Annotated in this window: 18 protein-coding genes; 6 read left to right on the forward strand and 12 right to left on the reverse strand. The window is 43.1% G+C overall.

The window, feature by feature from the left end; genetic code table 11:
- Nucleotides 1-443 precede the first annotated feature (443 nt).
- Nucleotides 444-1,523, forward strand: coding sequence for an RNA-guided endonuclease TnpB family protein (locus tag DP117_RS34425; RefSeq protein WP_169222618.1), 1,080 nt, complete (start codon nucleotides 444-446; stop codon nucleotides 1,521-1,523).
- Between the two features lie 113 nt (nucleotides 1,524-1,636).
- Here DP117_RS34425 and DP117_RS34430 read toward each other — a convergent pair whose 3' ends face one another.
- The 6 genes from DP117_RS34430 to hpnA all read right to left on the reverse strand — a co-directional run bounded on the left by DP117_RS34430 (nucleotide 1,637) and on the right by hpnA (nucleotide 7,907).
- Nucleotides 1,637-3,994, reverse strand: a complete 2,358-nt coding sequence (locus DP117_RS34430; RefSeq protein ID WP_248277974.1) for a PAS domain-containing protein — start codon at nucleotides 3,992-3,994, stop codon at nucleotides 1,637-1,639.
- 263 nt (nucleotides 3,995-4,257) lie between these two features.
- Nucleotides 4,258-4,635 carry a DUF423 domain-containing protein gene (locus DP117_RS34435; protein WP_169222619.1) on the reverse strand — a complete coding sequence of 126 codons (378 nt, stop codon included), beginning with the start codon at nucleotides 4,633-4,635 and terminating at the stop codon, nucleotides 4,258-4,260.
- 27 nt (nucleotides 4,636-4,662) lie between these two features.
- Nucleotides 4,663-5,154, reverse strand: coding sequence for a hypothetical protein (locus DP117_RS34440; protein ID WP_169222620.1), 492 nt, complete (start codon nucleotides 5,152-5,154; stop codon nucleotides 4,663-4,665).
- Nucleotides 5,155-5,311: 157 nt separating this feature from the next.
- Nucleotides 5,312-5,566, reverse strand: a complete 255-nt coding sequence (locus tag DP117_RS34445; protein WP_169222621.1) for a hypothetical protein — start codon at nucleotides 5,564-5,566, stop codon at nucleotides 5,312-5,314.
- Between the two features lie 203 nt (nucleotides 5,567-5,769).
- Entirely contained in the window at nucleotides 5,770-6,795 is a 1,026-nt protein-coding gene (hpnH, locus tag DP117_RS34450) for an adenosyl-hopene transferase HpnH (protein ID WP_169222622.1), read from the reverse strand.
- A 113-nt stretch (nucleotides 6,796-6,908) separates the two neighbouring features.
- Nucleotides 6,909-7,907: a hopanoid-associated sugar epimerase gene (gene hpnA / locus DP117_RS34455; protein ID WP_339381198.1), complete on the reverse strand. Its 999-nt coding sequence runs from the start codon at nucleotides 7,905-7,907 to the stop codon at nucleotides 6,909-6,911.
- Between the two features lie 168 nt (nucleotides 7,908-8,075).
- On the opposite strand from hpnA, the gene DP117_RS34460 reads away from it, so the two are divergent.
- Together DP117_RS34460 and DP117_RS34465 are read left to right on the forward strand one after the other, a co-directional pair.
- A complete protein-coding gene (locus DP117_RS34460) occupies nucleotides 8,076-8,717 on the forward strand; it encodes a glutathione S-transferase (protein ID WP_169222624.1) in 642 nt (213 codons plus the stop codon).
- Nucleotides 8,718-8,799: 82 nt separating this feature from the next.
- On the forward strand, nucleotides 8,800-8,994 hold the full coding sequence (locus tag DP117_RS34465; protein ID WP_169222625.1) for a tetratricopeptide repeat protein: 195 nt from the start codon (nucleotides 8,800-8,802) through the stop codon (nucleotides 8,992-8,994).
- 490 nt (nucleotides 8,995-9,484) lie between these two features.
- Here DP117_RS34465 and DP117_RS34470 read toward each other — a convergent pair whose 3' ends face one another.
- The gene (locus DP117_RS34470) at nucleotides 9,485-9,685 is read right to left on the reverse strand and encodes a hypothetical protein (RefSeq protein WP_169222626.1); all 201 of its coding nucleotides are present in this window, start codon (nucleotides 9,683-9,685) and stop codon (nucleotides 9,485-9,487) included.
- Nucleotides 9,686-9,957: 272 nt separating this feature from the next.
- On the opposite strand from DP117_RS34470, the gene DP117_RS34475 reads away from it, so the two are divergent.
- The 3 genes from DP117_RS34475 to DP117_RS34485 all read left to right on the forward strand — a co-directional run bounded on the left by DP117_RS34475 (nucleotide 9,958) and on the right by DP117_RS34485 (nucleotide 12,754).
- Nucleotides 9,958-11,295 carry a Mur ligase family protein gene (locus DP117_RS34475; protein ID WP_169222627.1) on the forward strand — a complete coding sequence of 446 codons (1,338 nt, stop codon included), beginning with the start codon at nucleotides 9,958-9,960 and terminating at the stop codon, nucleotides 11,293-11,295.
- 78 nt (nucleotides 11,296-11,373) lie between these two features.
- Nucleotides 11,374-11,865, forward strand: coding sequence for a DinB family protein (locus DP117_RS34480; RefSeq protein ID WP_169222628.1), 492 nt, complete (start codon nucleotides 11,374-11,376; stop codon nucleotides 11,863-11,865).
- 70 nt (nucleotides 11,866-11,935) lie between these two features.
- Entirely contained in the window at nucleotides 11,936-12,754 is an 819-nt protein-coding gene (locus DP117_RS34485; protein ID WP_169222629.1) for a type 1 glutamine amidotransferase, read from the forward strand.
- A 196-nt stretch (nucleotides 12,755-12,950) separates the two neighbouring features.
- Here DP117_RS34485 and DP117_RS34490 read toward each other — a convergent pair whose 3' ends face one another.
- From DP117_RS34490 to psbB, 5 genes are all read right to left on the reverse strand, one after another.
- Entirely contained in the window at nucleotides 12,951-14,180 is a 1,230-nt protein-coding gene (locus DP117_RS34490; RefSeq protein ID WP_169222630.1) for a hypothetical protein, read from the reverse strand.
- 410 nt (nucleotides 14,181-14,590) lie between these two features.
- On the reverse strand, nucleotides 14,591-14,854 hold the full coding sequence (locus tag DP117_RS34495; RefSeq protein ID WP_169222631.1) for a hypothetical protein: 264 nt from the start codon (nucleotides 14,852-14,854) through the stop codon (nucleotides 14,591-14,593).
- Nucleotides 14,855-15,057: 203 nt separating this feature from the next.
- On the reverse strand, nucleotides 15,058-16,104 hold the full coding sequence (locus DP117_RS34500; protein ID WP_169222632.1) for a 30S ribosomal protein S1: 1,047 nt from the start codon (nucleotides 16,102-16,104) through the stop codon (nucleotides 15,058-15,060).
- Nucleotides 16,105-16,425: 321 nt separating this feature from the next.
- Complete coding sequence (locus DP117_RS34505; RefSeq protein ID WP_071654227.1) at nucleotides 16,426-16,524, reverse strand: photosystem II reaction center protein T; 99 nt, start codon at nucleotides 16,522-16,524, stop codon at nucleotides 16,426-16,428.
- 171 nt (nucleotides 16,525-16,695) lie between these two features.
- Nucleotides 16,696-18,222 (reverse strand): photosystem II chlorophyll-binding protein CP47, encoded by a 1,527-nt coding sequence (psbB, locus tag DP117_RS34510; protein ID WP_169222633.1) that lies wholly within the window; start codon nucleotides 18,220-18,222, stop codon nucleotides 16,696-16,698.
- Nucleotides 18,223-18,429 lie beyond the last annotated feature (207 nt).

Consider the following 18,429-nt stretch of genomic DNA (forward strand, 5'->3'; position numbering starts at 1 on the left):
GTCTGTCACATGTCATCTGTCATCTCCTCAACTGGCTATTAGTCCCTTGCTATCTCCCCCTTTACCAATACTACTCACCTGTTTAGATATCATGTTGTTGTGGTTGTTTGAGTAAAGATTCTCGCGGTGTTTTGAGTAAAACCCAATGCAAGTAGAGTACGTCCTAAGTAGCCGGTTTCCTAGACAAAGCTAGCCATTTATTGACAACTATCTCCCATGTCTTCGATCAACTCATCAACGAGTTTCCTCAACCGTTCCTGCCAATTAGGGACGGCTTTAAGTTTCTCTCTAACGCCTTCGCGTACTTTAAAACACACGGGCGACTTGTCAAACGGCTCTTCGTTAAAAGGGAGTGCGCCTAATTTGTTTTTCTTCCTGAAAGTCATTGACTTAGGCTGTAAGTGTTGATATACTAACATTAACATAGTATTTGAGGTCGAACAATGCTTTTATCCATCAAAACTAAGTTGAAACTGAGTGCCGAACAAAAAGTAATAATGAGTAAGCACGCTGGTATAGCGCGTTTTACTTACAACTGGGGTTTGGCAACTTGGCAGAACTTATATAATGATGGATACAAGCCAAACAAATATCTTCTCAAGAAGTTCTTTAACAACCACGTAAAACCTGAGTTTGAATGGATCAAGGAGAAAGGTATTTGTCAAAAGATTACTCAATACGCTTTCGATCAACTTGGTGATGCATATAGCCGATTTTTTAAAGGGCTGGGCGGTTATCCAAAGTTCAAAAAGAAAGGTCAGAATGATTCTTTTACGATTGACGCTAGTGGTAAACCTATCCCCGTCGGTGGTGTACGTGTCAAGCTACCTACTATTGGATGGGTCAAAACTTATGAAGGATTGCCTCATACAGCGACCACCAAGTTATCAATATCTCGGATAGCCGATGACTGGTACATTGCATTTGCGTATGAGGTAGAAACCGAGCCTACGCCTAAATCCGTAGATGTTGTAGGAGTGGATTTGGGGATTAAAGAACTGGCTACACTTAGTACTGGTATTACATTTCCTAATTCAAAAACCTACAAAAAAAACATCCAAAAGCTGAAACGATTGTCTAAGACTTTGGCGCGAAAAGCGAAAGGTAGTAGCAATCGTCATAAGTCAAAAATCAAACTTGCAAAGCATCATGCTCGCGTCTCAAACATTCGCAAAGATTCGCTTCACAAAGTCACCAACTACTTATGCAAAAACCACGCGCTTGTAGTGGTTGAGGACTTGAATGTTTCGGGCATGATGCAAAATCATAAACTTGCTCAATGCATCGCTGATTGCGGATTCCATGAATTCAAAAGACAGCTTGAATATAAATGCAAGAAGTTTGGAAGCAGGTTAGTTGTTGCGGATAGATGGTATCCATCCTCCAAAACTTGTAGTAACTGTGGTTGCAAGAAAGAATCCCTATCGTTAAGTCAACGTGTCTATTCATGTGAACATTGCGGATATGTGATGGACAGGGATTTGAATGCAGCAATTAATCTATCGCGCAGGGCTTTGGCGTGAATGCTTTCTGTTAGCGCAGCGGCGCGTTAGCGCGGGCTAACCGCTCCCATGCTCCCTATGAAGAAAGAAATAAATGTCTAGACTTGTCTAGGTTTTATATAGCAGTCGGATGACTATTGAACGTTCAACACTGAGTGTAAGGTTTTCAGTAATTCCTGCATTGTGTAAGGCTTAGACAAAAATGCTTGAACACCAATCCCAGACATTTGGGCTACCCTTTTGTTTGATGACAATCCGCTAATGGCAACGATTTTTACAGATGGGTTAATTTTCTGCAAAGCACGAATGGTATTCATCCCATCCAAAGATGGCATCATTATATCTGTTACCACTGCTTGAATTTGTTCTTGATGTTCGACGTAAAGTGCGATCGCCTCAATTCCATCACTAGCAGTTATAACTTTATAGTTATGCGTTGAAAGTAAAGTCTTGCTAATCTCTTGAATCGCAAGTTCGTCATCTACAAACAAAATTAATTCTCCATTTCCTGTAAAGAGTTCAATCTCTTCTACTGGCTGAGAAATGCTTCCTTCTAGTGCTGGTAAGTACACCTTAAATTCGCTTCCTTGTCCAACTTCGCTATACACCTTAATAAACCCGCCGTGGTTTTTGGTGATCCCAAACACTGTTGAAAGTCCTAATCCTGTACCTTTACTCACTTCCTTAGTTGTGAAAAATGGCTCAAAAATTCTATCTATGATTTCTGGAGAAATGCCAATTCCCGTATCACAGACACTAACAACAACGTAGGAACCAAGTTTGGCTTCAGGATTCATCTTGACAAAGTTTTCATCAATGAGAAGATTGTCTGCAGAGATACTCAGGGTACCACCATTTGGCATTGCATCGCGAGCATTAACACAAAGATTTATAAAAATCTGTTGCAGTTGAGTGACATCTCCTAAAACTGTCCAAAGATCAGGTGCTATATTTATGCAAATTTCAATAGATTTAGGAAATGTCTCAAGAGTGACTTGCTTAAATTCCTGAAGTAAATGCTCAAGTTGAACAATAGTGCGCTGACTTTCAAATCCTCGTGCAAATTGTAGAACTTGCTTGACTAAAGCAGCCGCGCGTTTTGCGCTTGATTCTACTATTGTCAAATATCTCTGCCTCTTCTGTTCAGAGAATTCTATATGTAGAAGCAGTTGAGCAGAAGCAATAATTGGTGTTAATACATTATTTAAATCATGGGCAATACCACTCGCAAGTGTGCCAATACTTTCCAAACGCTGTGCGCGCAGAAATTGTGCTTCAAGTTCTTTCTTCTCTGTGATATCTGTATTTACAGTCAGAATTGATGTTGATTGGTCTGACCAGTCGCACATCAGAGTCCATCGACTTGAGACAATAATTTTCTTGTTGGACTGCGTGAAGTGATGAAATTCCCCATACCATTCACCTGTCATTGTAACTGTTTTCTTCGCATCTTCAAAATTTGGTAAAACTTCTTCATCATATAACAGAACATTAACATCCTGAGCTAATGCCTGTTCTGTCTTCCATCCGTAAAGAGTTTCGCCACCTTTACTCCAATATAGAATTTTGTTATCGTCTAATGAGTGAACTATAATAGCGTCTTTTGTAATATCTAACAGAGCAGCTTGTTCGCGGATTTTCTGCTCTGCTCGTTTGTGTTCTGTAATATCCATATTCACGCCAATCATCCGCAAAGGCTTTCCGGTGTCATCACTAAAGACTTGAGCTTTGGCTGCTATCCAGTGTTCACTTCCATCTTGCCAAACAATGCGAAATTCGGTGTCTAATTCTGAGCTTTCATTAATAGCACGTTGAATTTGTTGTTCTATTCTAACCAAGTCACCAGGATGAAGTGTTTGCACCCAGTTATCATATCTATTGCCAAAGCTACCAGGAGTGAGTCCGTACAAAGCTTCAAATTCTTCCGTCCACATTGTCTCCTGTGTTTGAATATTCCATTCAAAGGTTCCAATTCTTCCAACCTTTTGAGCTAACTCTAGCCGCGACTGACTTCTTTTGAGTAACTCCTCGTTAGCTTTTTGCAAAGCCTCTTCTGCAAGCAGGCGTTCTGCAATTTGTTGTTGTAGTTCACGGTTGACAGCTTCTAGTTGTGCTGGGCTGGGTAGAGCAAGTGCTTTTGGGATTAATGGTACAAGTGCCAGCGCTGTGTATACTGAGATCACAGCAGTGACAACTTTCAACCATCCCGATAGCCAATAAGTGGGATACCAAAGTGTCCAAATTTCCATCACATGATTGGTACCGCAAGCAAAGATGAATGCTCCGAAAAGCCAAACTATGCCGATAAAGGGGAAATCGTTACGCTTGTTGATAAAATACGCTAGCGAGATTGGTATTGAATAATAGGACAGCGCAATCAAAGCATCGGATATGATATGAACCGAAACTAAGTCTGTCTTCCAGAGATAGCAATGTCCGTGAGGAATAAATCCAAATAAAGTCACAAGACTTTGTAGTGTTATATACAGCATAGCGTCGCCGATTCCACTCCAAATATATCTCTTTGAGATATCTTAAATTTTGATATAAATGTACTAAGCAATTTTTTCTTATTTCAGAAGATATCTGAAAAGTTATATTTTATGAGTTTAGTAAAACCTGGTTATACAAGGCAGAACACCTGCCTCACGGAGGCGAGCGCAAATGTACTATAACAGTTTTCGAGACAAACAAAACTCTTGGGATACAAGAGTTTTGCGTTGCAATGACTGCGGTACTAGTTGTGAAATCAGAATTATTTCAAACTCCAAGCAGCGAAAGCTAGAGCACCCCAACCTGCAATAAAAGCTGCTCCTCCTAAGGGAGCGATCGCTCCTAAAGATTTCACACCGCTTAAGCTCAGAGCATATAAGCTCCCACAGAAGACAGCAATACCAATGATGAACAGCCATCCGCTGGCGACAAGAGTCACGGGAGGTGACTCAATGCGACTGAGGAGTAGTGCGACTACTAGCAGTGCTAAGGCATGATACATCTGATAACGAGCGCCGACTTCAAAAATTTCTAGGGAGCGATCGCTGATTTTTTCCCGCAAAGCATGAGAAGCAAATGCACCAGCAGCAACAGATAAACCACCTAAAATAGCTGCTAAACTCAAAAAAATTCGTGTCATGAGGTAACTTTTTAGCCAATTTGCTCTTTAAACGTCAAAATGGTAAGAGATTCCCCCTTCTTCACTTACTTTAAAATTAGCATTAAATAGTTTAGCTTGCTCATCTAGATATTGCTTTGCAGTGGCTGGTGGCAATTGTGACTGCATTGCAAAGCCGACAAGAGTGATGCGCCCATGATTATCTTGAATCATACGATAAAACGTAGATTGCAACTGGTCACTTGTCTGCGCCTTAATTGCCTTTTTTTCCTGCTGATTTTGGCGGTATACTCCCAATGCTAACCAGACTCCTAATACGGAGGTGGGAACGCCAAAAATTAAACCATTAAATGCAGTATTATCCAGTACGTTAATGGCTTCTTCATTACGAAAATCAGGAAGATCTACAACCTGTCTGACACCTGGTAAGATTGGCTTCTGCATAGCATTTTTCTGCATGAGTGCAGAAGCTGAGAGTGACAAAAACATAAATCCGAGTGTAAGCAACCAACCCGCAGCTAATTTTTCAGCAGTCTTCATAATCGTTATCTTGCCGATTCAAACCTTGCTTGTGATTTTAACCTCAGTTTCTATGAGCTTCCACTGCTAATAAAATCTCGACAAACTGGACATTTACTTTTTACTTCATCGGGAGCATGGGAGCGGCTATATAGTGTACACTTATAGGCGTTACAGCTTATCTCACCCTAATCGTCCGCCCATTTTCACATTTGTACTGTTTCCCATTAACAGTTGCTGTTGTCGTGACTTGATCATCTGGTGAACTAGAAGAACAATTCAGCTTAACTTCACCATTTCTGATTTCTGTGGTTTGATTAACTTGTGAAGAGTTCGTGTCACTGGAACTCTCACCCCCACAAGCGGTTGTCATGACCAGCAAAGAACAAAGTAAACTAAATACAATTGTTTTATTAACAAGGCTTTTGGGCATTTAACAACCCCTAATTATAGTTTGATATATCTGTTTTCTATTGTAGAAATAATAAAACCTTACCTTCCATAAAAATTCATTTTGATATCGCGCAGCCGACGCCACGTCAGTAAATAGCAAACACTATGCCTAAACGCACCCAACCCAAAGGGCGGCTCCCAGAGGGAGCATCGCCACAAAGAGTGCTAAGTCTTGCCTAAAGACTAGCTTCCCATACCTAAAAGCGACTTAAGCGATCGCCCGATATTTGTTGGTTGCATCGCATCCATTGCAGCCGTGGGTTCATAACCGCAATGCATCATGCAATTTGCACACTTGGGATTTCCACTCGCGTAACCGTATTGACTCCAGTCAGTTTTATCTAACAGTTCTTGGAAAGTCTTATAATGTCCTTCATTCAGAAGATAACAAGGCTTTTGCCAACCAAGAACGCTATAGCTGGGACTACCCCAAGGAGTACAATCGTAGTCTTTCTCACCAGTGAGAAAATCTAAAAACAATGGGCTATTGAGAAAATCCCAGTTTTTCTTGCTTCCTGCTTTGTAAGGAGCAAAAATTTGCCGGAAGAGCGCCCGTGTTTGTTCGCGTTTGAGAAAATGATCTTGATCCGGTGCCCATTCGTAACTATAGCCAGGAGAAATTGTCATACCATCAACACCCAGCGTGCTGAGGAAGTCAAACAACTCCTGTAATTCTTTCGGGTCAGTACCGTCAAAAACCGTAGTGTTTGTTGCAACACGAAATCCTTTTGCTTTTGCCGCACGAATCGCAGCAATTGCAGTGTCAAACACTCCTTTGCGGTCTACACACTTATCATGAAACTCCCGCATCCCGTCTAAATGTATACTAAAAGTCAAGTATGGGGAAGGTTCAAACTTATCTAAGCTCTTCTCTAACAACAGTCCATTAGTACATAAGACAACAAACTTTTTGCGTGCAACCAAGCCTCGCACAATCTCATCAATTTGGGGATGCAGCAGAGGTTCGCCTCCAGGAATAGAGACGACTGGTGCGCCACACTCTTCGACAGCAGCAAAGCATTCTTCAGGAGTTAAGTGTTGCTTAAGTATTTCTTTAGGATGCTGTATTTTACCACAACCAGGACAAGCCAAATTACACCGGAATAAAGGTTCTAACATTAGAACCAAAGGGAAGCGTTTTCGACCCAACAGGCGTTGAGTCATTAAATATTTACCTATTTCAATAGCTTGTTGTAACTGAATACCCATAATTTTCCTCACACCTGAACATAGACTCTAGCCACCGGTAGTCTGCACACAACCGATTGAGCAAAATGTCCGATGACAATTTTGCATGGTTATGGTAACTCGCCGAAAAGTCTCTATTTGTATGCTACCTCAACGTATTTCTGAGCCACAAACCAATTTACGGCGTCTTGTAAAGCTGTTCTGATTGGAGTTTGAGGTAAACCTAATTCTCGAACCGCTTTGGAAGCATCGTAATACATGAATTGATGCCCCATGCGAACACCATCTAAAGGAATCGAAGGGGGTTTACCTAAAGGCGCGAGAATTCGCTCATCAATCCAAGCTAAACTGAGGGGTAACCACGCTGGTACAGATTTTTGAGGAGCACTCAAACCTGTGATTTCGGCGAGTTGGTCTAGGAGTTCTTTAAAAGAAAGGTTTTGGTTGCCTAAGATATAACGTTCTCCTGTTTGTCCTTTTTCCAAAGCTAATAAGTGTCCCCTCGCCACATCGCGCACATCAATGAAATTCAAACCCGTGTTTGGGTAGAATGGCATTTGCCTTCGCAAAAACCGCAGAATAATCTCCCCCCCAGTCGGAGTTGGTTTAATATCCCAAGGTCCGATTGGAGTGCTTGGATTGACTATCACGATATCTTGACCCTGTTGAACTGATTGTTTTGCTTCTTGCTCAGCTAGATATTTAGACTTCTTATAGTGACCAACAAGTTCCTCAACAGGACTTTGATGAGTTTCATCCACTACCTTCCCTGGTTTACCGACTCCAATCGCAGCAACAGAACTCGTGTAAACAGTGCGTTCAATACCTGCTTGACGTGCAGCCGCTAAAACATTACGTGTTCCCAAAACGTTATTGTGGTATAATATATCTCGATCAGCTTGCCAAAGTGAATAGTGAGCCGCAACGTGAAATAATACCTGAGCGCCCTGTATTTTCCGGTATAAATCTGGTTCGTTCAAATCGCCTTTGACAATCTCGACATCTAAATCTTGTAAATTGTCCAAGCGGCTGTTAGGACGTACTAGCGCTCGGACTGCATAGCCTTCTTGAAGAAGCAACCGTACTAAGTTAGCACCAATAAAGCCTGTAGCACCTGTAACAAATGCGCAAATTGTCATTAATTGTGTACCTTGCTATGACGCTGATGAACACAATACGCATCGTAACAAGTGTTTCATTTCTTTGATTTTTGTGAGGAGTCGCTTTTCCCACCCTACAGAGGGATGGGCAAAGCGCGAAATGAGTTAAAAATTAGGCTTTGTTACTACTCGGAACGTTTTATGATCATTGTCCATCATCTCAACAACTCGCGATCGCAACGTGTGCTATGGCTGCTTGAAGAATTAGGTATCGAGTACGAAATTAAGTTCTACGAACGCGATCCCCTAACAATGCTAGCACCGGAGTCACTGCGGCAAGTCCATCCACTCGGCAAGTCACCAGTGATCACAGATGCAGACCTTACGATTGCCGAGTCAGGTGCTATCATCGAATACCTAGTAGATCGCTACGGCAATGGTCGGTTAGTTCCAGCATCCGGAACACCGGAGCGTCTGCGCTACACGTATTGGCTACACTACGCTGAAGGTTCTGCAATGCCGCCCTTGCTCCTCAATCTCATCTTCGATCATTTTGGACTAGGGAACAACGACGCGAAGAGCGCATTCATCGCACCCCAGATCAAGCTTCACTTTGACTACATCGAAAGCGAACTCCATAAGAGTATGTGGTTCGCGGGTTCTGAATTCACCGCCGCCGATATCCAAATGAGTTTTCCCCTCGAAATGCTTGCTATGCATAGCGAAGAAGTCGAGAACCGACCAAAGCTCAAGGAATTTCTTGATCGCATCCATGCCCGAAAAGCTTACAAACGTGCGATCGAGCGTGGAGGCAGATACGACTTCGCCAACAGTATGCATTGACGCAGCAGCCCAAGGTAATGCGTTACCATGCAGAGCATGATCACGAGGAAACGAGGGAACGAGGGAATAACTGATAACTGTTATGACTAGCAAGCCAGAACCAAATATTGGGCAGCTCAAAGCATTGGAACTAAGGCGACGCCTGCGCTTAGATGAGCATCCCGATGTCGCCTCCAGTTACAACAACTTGGCTCTACTCTACGATTCCCAAGGACGGTACACTGAAGCTGAACCACTTCTTCTCAAAGCATTGGAAATTGCTTCACTCAGCGAATGAGTCAATCATCCCAACACAATCACTATCCGTGAAAATTTAAAATACTTGCGTGAGCATCGCCAGTCTGAGTGAGTGAAAGCGTGTCTTTTGTCGTTCGCGCTTTGCGCGGCTCCCCTTGGGAGCATCGCCTTTGGCGACTCCGTTAGGCAGCGTCTCCGGTAGGAGAAGGAGTATCGCGAGTTCCAAATACTCGTTCGTAAGTTATAAACGCTTGTTCGTAAGTTATAAACGCTTATTCGTAAGTTACAAACACTTATTCGTAAGTTACAAACACTTATTCGTAAGTTACAAACACTTATTCGTAAGTTACAAACGCTTATTCGTAAGTTACAAACGCTTGTTCGTAAGTTACAAATACTTGTTCGTAAGTTACAAACACTTGTTCGCGACTATCAAACACTCGTTCGCGAGTAAAATCCTTTCATTTGAAGTTATGAGCATTTTGATACGCTCGATTTTGGCACAATAACCTGTTATTTCTTTGCTGCACTCAGCAATTTACGCCCGGTAATTTCAGGAAAGCTTGACGCTGTTCTAAAGAAAGAGACTGATTATCATCGGGAGTAGGAATATCAGGCTGCGGAATGATAATCACGATTTCTACAGTTTGTCCTTCTATCAGATTTGGATTTTGAATCTCGATTTTATTTCCTTGCGAAACTGTTGCTGTTAAATATAAGCTAGATTTCACTTGTTTTTCCTACCTTTTTTATTTATTGACATCACTTTGAGTGGGTATCATCTAAACCAAATATAGGCGATAGAGTGCAGGTGGCTTCCGCATCGCCTCTCAATACTGCTCAGTTACAGGAAGACAAGGAGTTTAGAGAGAAATTAGTCTGTCACATATCACCTGTCATCTCCTGAGGTGGCTATTTTGGCAAGAATTAGCTAAACTCACATGATTAAACTTAAGACTCACCTGCTAAAACTAGCAACACTCACCAAGATTAGGGTACTGATGTGGGAAACAAAATTCAACTGATAGACAGGATACGACTGGCTTTTGCTGTGTCAGTCGCAAAAAGCGTTACTTTTGGAGTGCGATCGCTGCGCTTGGGTGCGGCGAGTGTTTTACCAGGTTCTCTGGCGCGTCGCATCGAACCCCGACTCTTGCAGTTATTAACTCAACAAGTCAAGAACGGAGTCATTTTAATTGCTGGTACCAATGGTAAAACAACCACTTCGCTGCTTCTGTGCTCAATTCTAGAACGCAAAGGGTATCGCGTTGCTCACAACTCTACAGGCGCAAATCTAGAAAACGGCTTGATGACAGCGCTGTTGGAAAGTACTAACTTAGTCGGTACGCTAAATGTTGATTACGCCATTTTAGAAGTTGATGAAAATATCCTACCAAAGATTCTTGCACCAATTCAGCCTAAGATAATTCTGTGTTTAAACTTGTTCCGCGACCAACTCGACAGATACGGAGAGGTTGATACAATTAGCAAACGTTGGACAAAAGTCATTTCTACTCTTCCAAGTCAAACAGTCGTCATTCCTAATGCTGATGACCCAACCTTATCTTATCTTGGTCAGCAGTTACCGCAGAAAGTGTTATTCTTTGGCTTGAATGAGCCAGAAAATTATCTAGATGAAATTCCTCACGCTGTCGATTCTATATTTTGTCCTAGTTGTGGACACTCCTTAGATTACAAAGGCGTTTACTTGTCCCATTTAGGAGATTTTCATTGTCCTAAATGTGGCTTTAGTAGAAGTCAACCCGTGCTTGATAGCCGCGAATTTCCACAAATACTTGTAGGCTTGTACAACAAATATAATACTTTGGCAGCCGCTAGCGCTGCTATAGAATTAGGAGTTGATGAAGCAACTATCCTAGATACGATTAACAATTTCCAAGCTGCATTTGGTCGTGCTGAAGAGTTAGAAATTAATGGGAAACGAGTACGAATTTTGTTATCAAAAAATCCTGTGGGAACGAATGAAACAATTCGCGTTGTGACTCAAAGTCTTGACAAAACGACACTGCTTGTGCTGAATGACAGGACACCCGATGGAACTGACGTATCTTGGATTTGGGATGTGGATACAGAGAAATTAGTAGAACGAGGAGGGACTTTAGTTGTGAGTGGCGATCGCCTCTATGACATGGCGTTACGTTTGCGCTACAGCGAAAAGACTCCTCAAACTCACTTCAATCTCATCGTCGAAGAAGATTTACGACAAGCCATTGCAATCGCGTTAGAACACACACCAGACAATGAAACTTTGCACATATTACCTACCTATTCTGCCATGCTGGAAGTGCGAGAAGTTCTGACAGGCAGAAAAATTCTATAAATAGAGTCATGGGTTTGTCACTTCGCACTACCGCTGTGACTACGAATCTATTATCATTTTGAATTTTGAATTGTTTCTATGCTTATTCAGCACTTCCAAATGCTTGCACGTTATAACACCTTAGCAAATAGAAAACTCTATGAAGTTTGTTCCCAACTTTCGGATGTAGAACGCAAGTGCATCAGACCAGCTTTTTTCAAAAGTATTCACGGAACTTTAAATCATATCATGGTAGGCGATAGCATTTGGATGGGACGTTTTGAAGGCAAACAAATGCCATCTACCAATCTTGATGCTATCCTCTATGATGACTTTGATGAGTTACGCTCAGTTCGTGTGTTAGAAGATGAGCGTATAGAAGCTTTCATGTCAGAATTAGAGCAAGATTTCGTCACCAAAACAATAAGCTACGTGAATAATCAGGGTAAACTTCATACTGACCCGGCTAATTTATTGCTAGCACACTTTTTCAATCATCAGACACACCATCGCGGTCAAATTCACGATATGCTAACCCAAACTGAAATTGCTCCACCAATTTTGGATATGCACCGGATTATCCGACCATAATTAAGGAACATTATAAATTCTAAAGACGTTTCAAACAGAGCGTCTGCCCATGAGTGAGGAGTGATAAATTATGAGTAATCAACAGTATGAGTTAACAATTGGTTGGCTGTATCCAAAACTCATGAGTACTTACGGTGACAGGGGTAATGTCATCTGTCTAGAACGCCGGTGTCAATGGCGGGGATATAATGTCAAAGTCTTACCTTTAGATCAAAGCGCGACAGCAACAGATATCCGTGCAGTAGATTTGATTGTCGGTGGTGGCGCACAAGATCGTCAGCAAGAAATAGTGATGCGGGATTTGCAAGGTGCGAAAGCACAAGCAATACGTGAAAAAATTGAAAATGGAACTCCAGGAGTGTTTACTTGTGGTTCACCCCAGTTGTTGGGACATTATTATGAACCAGGTTTTGGACAGCGTATTGAAGGTTTAGGCATATTAGATCTGGTTTCTGTGCATCCTGGGGAAAATGTCCGGCGGTGTATTGGGAATTTGGTCATAGAAGTGACAGCAACTCGTCTGGCGCGGGATTTGGAAGAGATGATGGGTTGTAAACCGTATTTGATTGGTTTTGAAAATCATGGCGGACGCACTAAGTTAGGAAAAGTAGAAGCACTAGGACACGTGGTGCATGGTTTGGGTAATAATGGCGAAGATGGGACAGAGGGAGCATTTTATCAGAATGCGATCGCGACTTATTCTCACGGTCCGTTGTTACCAAAAAATCCTTTTGTGGCTGACTGGCTGATTCAAACGGCGTTGCGGTTGAAGTATCAACAGCCTATCACCTTATCACCGCTGGATAATACCTTAGCCTTACAAGCGCGGGAGGCTATGTTTAAGCGGTTGAAGGTTAATCTTCCAGGCGTTAGTGCAGCTAAAGTTTGAATGTGAAGTACCCCACTTACATCCCCACCCTTTACAGGGTGGAGATGTTGTGCTGTAGCAACTACGAGGTACGCCGGGAGAAACCCGCCTGCTTTCTCTGGTTCACCCTATGGATCTTGCCACGCAAAAAGGCTATCGAGATGTCCTTTGGACACCTCTTAATGTTATGCCGAATTGAAAACAGTACTCATTGCTCCTAATTTCCAATTGGTGGTGCTAGAGGTTGGCGTGGTGTACCACCTCCACCAATGCTGTTCGATGCGTTGTTGTTCACAACTTTCACAGCAGCAATAATTTTGGCGAAGTCTGCTTGGAGGGCGGCGTCTCCATGAATCTCATGTCCGATGACAGCCTCGTACTCTTGCTCAGCACTCCGCTCAACGCAGAGGTAATTGTAGTCCCAACCCGCATCATCAACAACGTAAGCACCATAGTCTTGCATAGCTTGAAAGATTTTTTTTCCAGCTTTGGAAGTCAGTCCCAAACTCTCGGCTGTGACATTAGGTGGAATTGCTAATAACGAACCCATAACCAGCGCTGGATTAGACCCCTGATATTGGTTAGCTGCATAAGAATCAGCTAGACGAGCTGGCCAGCGGTGACCAGGGGTTGACGATGAGGCATTATAGTGGAGCCATTTGCCCCAGAGCACTATTTTGAGTGCGTGACGGATAGGCTCGTCGTTCAATAACTCACCCTTGCGAATGCTACCACCAATACTCGACATTCCTGAGCCACCATGCCCACCATCAATGCCATCGCCATAAATGTCTTGCTGTCCAAACCAAACGCCGTGAACTGGACCATTTTGCCAACAACGGGTGGTCACGTTAAAAGACACAAGTGTTCTGCCATCAGGCTTTAGGAACGCCGAGGAGTTGTTTGGAGTAGAGTTTGCCTTTGCATCCTCAATAATGAGATTTTCAGGAACCTTCAACTGTTCACCTGCTTCGGGATGCCATTGCGCCTGCTGCTGCACCTGAGTCCCAGTGCAGCGACCTGGACCCCACGAACCAGGCATATAAGTTGGCACAGCCGGGTCACTATCTTGGGTGATGATGAACCAGTCTGTATCAACTCCAACGCCCGTTGAGCCGATATAAGCATCAACGTATTGAGCGTTGGATCCAATTGGCATATTCCAAATGCTGTCGCAGGCAAACGGTTGTGTGTACTTATCGCGTGGTTGACCAGAACCGCATTGGCTGGTAGTTGAATTCGGTGTTGAGGTGGTGGCTTGGGCTATGAGAGTAGGGGTAGTCGTTTTTGTTGGATGTGAAAGCTTTTTTGGATGATTTGCTAATTCCGATTTGGTTGCTTGACTCAGAGTCAAGTTCGATTGATTTTGAGTGCTAATGCTGATGACAGAAGCAGCATTAAGAGTATGGCTAATAGCACTCAAAGTAATAGGGTCGAAAATCATCATTTGCCTCTTCTCTCGTGTTCAATATTGGTTGAATCTCACAATGGTGAGTTTTCGTACTCCAAATTGGTAGAGGCAAAACCCTGAAAAATTATTAAAGTTTTGTTGAAAGGGCTTTCACGCCCTCATCAGATTTGAGCTTGTATAAAACCAGAGTGGAGTTGAGTGACTCAAACCTTTGTTAAGGTTATCTCATTAGTGCAAACTTGTTAACAGTATGTCAAAAGCTTTGAATCTGTCAATGTATAGACTTATTTGATTTTTTAAAAACAAAGCGGGCTAAAAGCTTACTCTCTAAAGGTTTATTTCTCAGTATACTTAGGAAGATTCAAGTCGGATTTCTATAATAAAATCTGTTCTATCTGAGGTCTTGCACCAGCTTCAAAAACCAGGTTTCTTGCAACTCATACAATCTAGAAACCTTGATTTTTCGTTAAGGGTATGAGCCAGTTGTGGCGATCGCTGTTGGATACTTTGGTAACTAACTCTGAAGCACTACCCGAACAATACCGATAGCGCGAGTTTTCTTCACGCCTGTGCAAGCCTATTGAGACGTTTGTATTCACTGAAAACTGGGGTTGGGCTGTTCTTAGACAAAATGCGAGCGCCTTTGCAGCAAGGCGGGTTTGTTGAGTTGTGAAAAGTCGATTATTGAGAATAGACCCGCCTTGCTGCACTAATCGTGAACTCTAGATGGGTAAATTTGGGTAAGGCGCTCGCATTTTGTCCAGACGGAATGAAACGGACAAACTTCGCCCTACACTCCAGCATGAGTTATAAAAAAAGAGGGATAACCCCTCTTCATCCAATACTTTATTTATAAGCTTTTGTTATCAGCTTTGTCTAAGTAGTCATTTATACAACTACAACGGTGAATGGATTACTCTTCAATCGCTGCTGGTATTTCTTCTTCAACTGCTGCTGGTATTTCTTCTTCAACTGCTGCAGGTATTTCTTCTTCAACTGCTGCTGGTATTTCTTCAGCCACAACTTCAGCCGCTGAAGCTGATGCAGCTGGTACACCTTGTTGTTTTGCTAGCAGCTGTTCCCGATACTTAGCAGCCATTTCTTCTGCTTTGTCATAGACTAAATCGCGATTCTTAATCATATCGCCTGGTTCGGGTTCCAGTTGTTTGGTAGACAAGGAAATACGACCACGTTCTGCATCTAAGTCAATAATCATGACTTTGACTTCATCATTAACATTAAAGACACTATGAGGTGTATCTATATGTTCGTGAGAAATTTCGGAGATGTGGAGTAAACCACTCACACCGCCAATATCGATAAAGGCACCGTATGGCTTAATACCGCGTACTGTACCAATCACGACTTCTCCAACTTCTAAGCGGTTCATCTTGCGCTCAACCAGCGCACGGCGGTGCGATAAAACAAGACGGTTACGCTCTTCGTCTACCTCTAGAAACTTCAATGGCAGTTCTTCGCCAACCAATTCTTCTTTTGGTTTGCGGGTGCTAATATGAGAACCGGGAATAAACCCACGTAAACCTTCTATCCGCACCAAAGCTCCACCGCGATTAGTCGCAAAAACACCAGAACGAACAGTTGCATCTTCTGCCTGCAACTGTCGTACACGTTCCCAAGCCCGCATGTATTCTATACGGCGAATGGATAGCGTCAGCTGACCGTCTTCGTTTTCATCAGTCAGGATGAAAAATTCTCTTGTTTCGTTGGATTGTAAGACTTCTTCCGGGCTATCTACCCGGTTGATAGACATTTCTTGTATAGGTATGTATGCTGCTGTTTTAGCACCTATGTCAATCAGAGCGCCGCGTGGCTCTATGCTGAATACTGTACCTGGTACTATATCGCCTGGGCTAAAATGATAATCGTACTTGTCTAGCAGAGCAGCGAAATCGTCGTGAGTAAATCCAATTTCAGGGGCGGTTAATTTCTGATTGACCATGCTGATTGTTTCCTGGTGATTTTTCTCCGTAAAGGTTTTGCCTCCTAGCGATGTATATGCAAGAGCCGAATAGGCATTCCACACCTACATCCTTTTTCAGACTAGCTTTTTCATACTAGCGCAGAAAAGAGGATCTGAACACATTACCTTCCAGATCGTACATTATATCATAAATTATTTACTCTTTTATATTAGTCAATCGTTAACTATTAATGAATAGCTCATTCACTTTTTTCTATATGGAAAGGGCGCAATGTCATGCGCCCTGCATTTGTTTGACTTTACACCTCATCTCCCTATAGGACAGGCGTGAAGTGGTTTCTATTTCTTCTGAATGCGAGGAGGTTCGCGGAAGGCGATCGCAAAGAAGAGAGTTCCGAGTGCCAGAGTCAAAATTAGGATGTACGCAACGCTTTCCATAGCTTTAGTTCCTGTTTATTTACCCACTACCTACTAGTGTATCAAGCTACAGGTTAAAGAATGGTCTAGATAAGGCTAAGGTTAGGTTTTGAGAATTAGCAAGAATTTTTCCCAATTCTCACCTGACCAGTTCCTCTGATTAGACCATTCTTAACTCTTCGCTACAAAACTTTACACAGATTCCTTACGAGTGCTCAAGTCACCCACTTTCTGGAAGACACCGAATTCGACTTGCTCTTCAATATCTGGGTCGATACCAGCAAAGACATCTCGGTAGATTGTCCGAGAACCGTGCCAAATATGACCAAAGAAGAACAACAGCGCAAAGACAGCGTGTCCAAAAGTAAACCAACCTCTGGGACTGGTGCGGAATACACCATCAGAGTTGAGGGTTTCTCTGTCAAATTCAAAGATTTCGCCGCCTTGAGCCTTACGGGCATATTTCTTCACATCAGCAGGATCTGTGAAAGTTTGACCGTTTAAATCGCCACCGTAGAAGCTAGCGGTCACACCTGTTTGTTCAAAGCTATACTTGGATTCAGCTCGACGGAAAGGAATGTCAGCACGGACAATACCATCACTGTCGGTCAAAACCACTGGGAAGGTTTCAAAGAAGTTGGGGAGACGACGCACGCTCAACTCACGACCTTCAGCATCTTTAAAGACCGCGTGACCTTGCCAAGATTGGGCAATGCCATCACCCTTGTTCATCGGACCTGTACGGAATAGACCGCCTTTTGCAGGGCTATTGCCGACGTAATCGTAGAAGGCGAGTTTTTCAGGAATTTGTGACCAAGCCTCAGAAAGTGATGCACCTTGAGCAACCTCAGCTTGCACACGGCGATCAATTTCTTGCTTGAAGTAACTCTGATCCCACTGATAGCGGGTAGGACCAAACAGTTCGATTGGTGTGGCAGCGTTACCGTACCACATGGTGCCAGCAACAACGAACGCTGCGAAAAAGACAGCAGCAATACTGCTAGACAGCACAGTTTCGATATTACCCATCCGCAGAGCTTTATAAAGCCTTTCGGGGGGTCTGACTGCCAAGTGGAATAACCCCGCAATAATACCTACGATACCAGCAGCAATGTGGTGAGCAGCGATACCACCAGGGTTAAACGGGTTAAAGCCATCTGGTCCCCACTCCGGTGCGACTGGTTGCACATGACCTGTTAAGCCGTAGGCATCAGAAACCCATATCCCTGGTCCAAATAATCCGGTGATATGGAAAGCACCAAAACCAAAGCAGAGTAGACCAGACAAAAACAGGTGAATACCAAACATTTTTGGTAGATCAAGGGCAGCTTCACCTGTGCGGGGATCTTGGAACAACTCCAAATCCCAGAAAACCCAGTGCCAAACGGCAGCTAAGAACAGTAAACCGGAAAGAACGATGTGAGCTGCAGCGACGCCTTCAAATGACCAAAAACCAGGATCGGTTGATGGACCACCGGTTACATTCCAACCGCCCCAAGATTGGGTGACGCCCAAGCGTGCCATAAAGGGTAGCACGAACATACCCTGACGCCACATCGGGTTGAGTACTGGGTCGCTGGGGTCATAAATCGCTAGTTCGTACAAAGCCATCGAACCAGCCCAGCCTGCCACCAAGGCTGTATGCATCAAATGTACAGAAATCAGCCGCCCTGGGTCATTCAGAACAACTGTATGTACTCGGTACCAGGGTAGTCCCATCGACTACGCTCCTCCTCGACGATTTATGTTTACAAAGCAATTTTTCAGTTTTTGTTATTGCCAGAGCCAACATTTCTCCACAACGCCTGTCTGATAAATTCAAACACTGTGGTTAATTTGGCAATGCTGTGCTATCCTTCAGGAGTTTTCATCCTGTAGAGTAGCAATGCAAGAGCGAAAAATGAGAATGTTTAAAAAAGTGTAACT

Source organism: Brasilonema sp. UFV-L1, assembly GCF_012912105.1.
In the GTDB taxonomy this organism is placed as follows: Bacteria; Cyanobacteriota; Cyanobacteriia; order Cyanobacteriales; family Nostocaceae; genus Brasilonema.

Bases quoted from the DNA above. Each gene is read 5' to 3' on its own strand.
- hpnH (WP_169222622.1), bottom strand. From the start codon at position 6,795: ATGGGTATTCAGTTACAACAAGCTATTGAAATAGGTAAATATTTAATG.
- DP117_RS34435 (WP_169222619.1), bottom strand. From the start codon at position 4,635: ATGACACGAATTTTTTTGAGTTTAGCAGCTATTTTAGGTGGTTTATCT.
- psbB (WP_169222633.1), bottom strand. From the start codon at position 18,222: ATGGGACTACCCTGGTACCGAGTACATACAGTTGTTCTGAATGACCCA.
- DP117_RS34440 (WP_169222620.1), bottom strand. From the start codon at position 5,154: ATGAAGACTGCTGAAAAATTAGCTGCGGGTTGGTTGCTTACACTCGGA.
- DP117_RS34485 (WP_169222629.1), top strand. From the start codon at position 11,936: ATGAGTAATCAACAGTATGAGTTAACAATTGGTTGGCTGTATCCAAAA.
- DP117_RS34480 (WP_169222628.1), top strand. From the start codon at position 11,374: ATGCTTATTCAGCACTTCCAAATGCTTGCACGTTATAACACCTTAGCA.
- DP117_RS34445 (WP_169222621.1), bottom strand. From the start codon at position 5,566: ATGCCCAAAAGCCTTGTTAATAAAACAATTGTATTTAGTTTACTTTGT.
- DP117_RS34500 (WP_169222632.1), bottom strand. From the start codon at position 16,104: ATGGTCAATCAGAAATTAACCGCCCCTGAAATTGGATTTACTCACGAC.
- DP117_RS34505 (WP_071654227.1), bottom strand. From the start codon at position 16,524: ATGGAAAGCGTTGCGTACATCCTAATTTTGACTCTGGCACTCGGAACT.
- DP117_RS34465 (WP_169222625.1), top strand. From the start codon at position 8,800: ATGACTAGCAAGCCAGAACCAAATATTGGGCAGCTCAAAGCATTGGAA.
- DP117_RS34490 (WP_169222630.1), bottom strand. From the start codon at position 14,180: ATGATGATTTTCGACCCTATTACTTTGAGTGCTATTAGCCATACTCTT.
- DP117_RS34425 (WP_169222618.1), top strand. From the start codon at position 444: ATGCTTTTATCCATCAAAACTAAGTTGAAACTGAGTGCCGAACAAAAA.
- DP117_RS34460 (WP_169222624.1), top strand. From the start codon at position 8,076: ATGATCATTGTCCATCATCTCAACAACTCGCGATCGCAACGTGTGCTA.
- DP117_RS34430 (WP_248277974.1), bottom strand. From the start codon at position 3,994: ATGCTGTATATAACACTACAAAGTCTTGTGACTTTATTTGGATTTATT.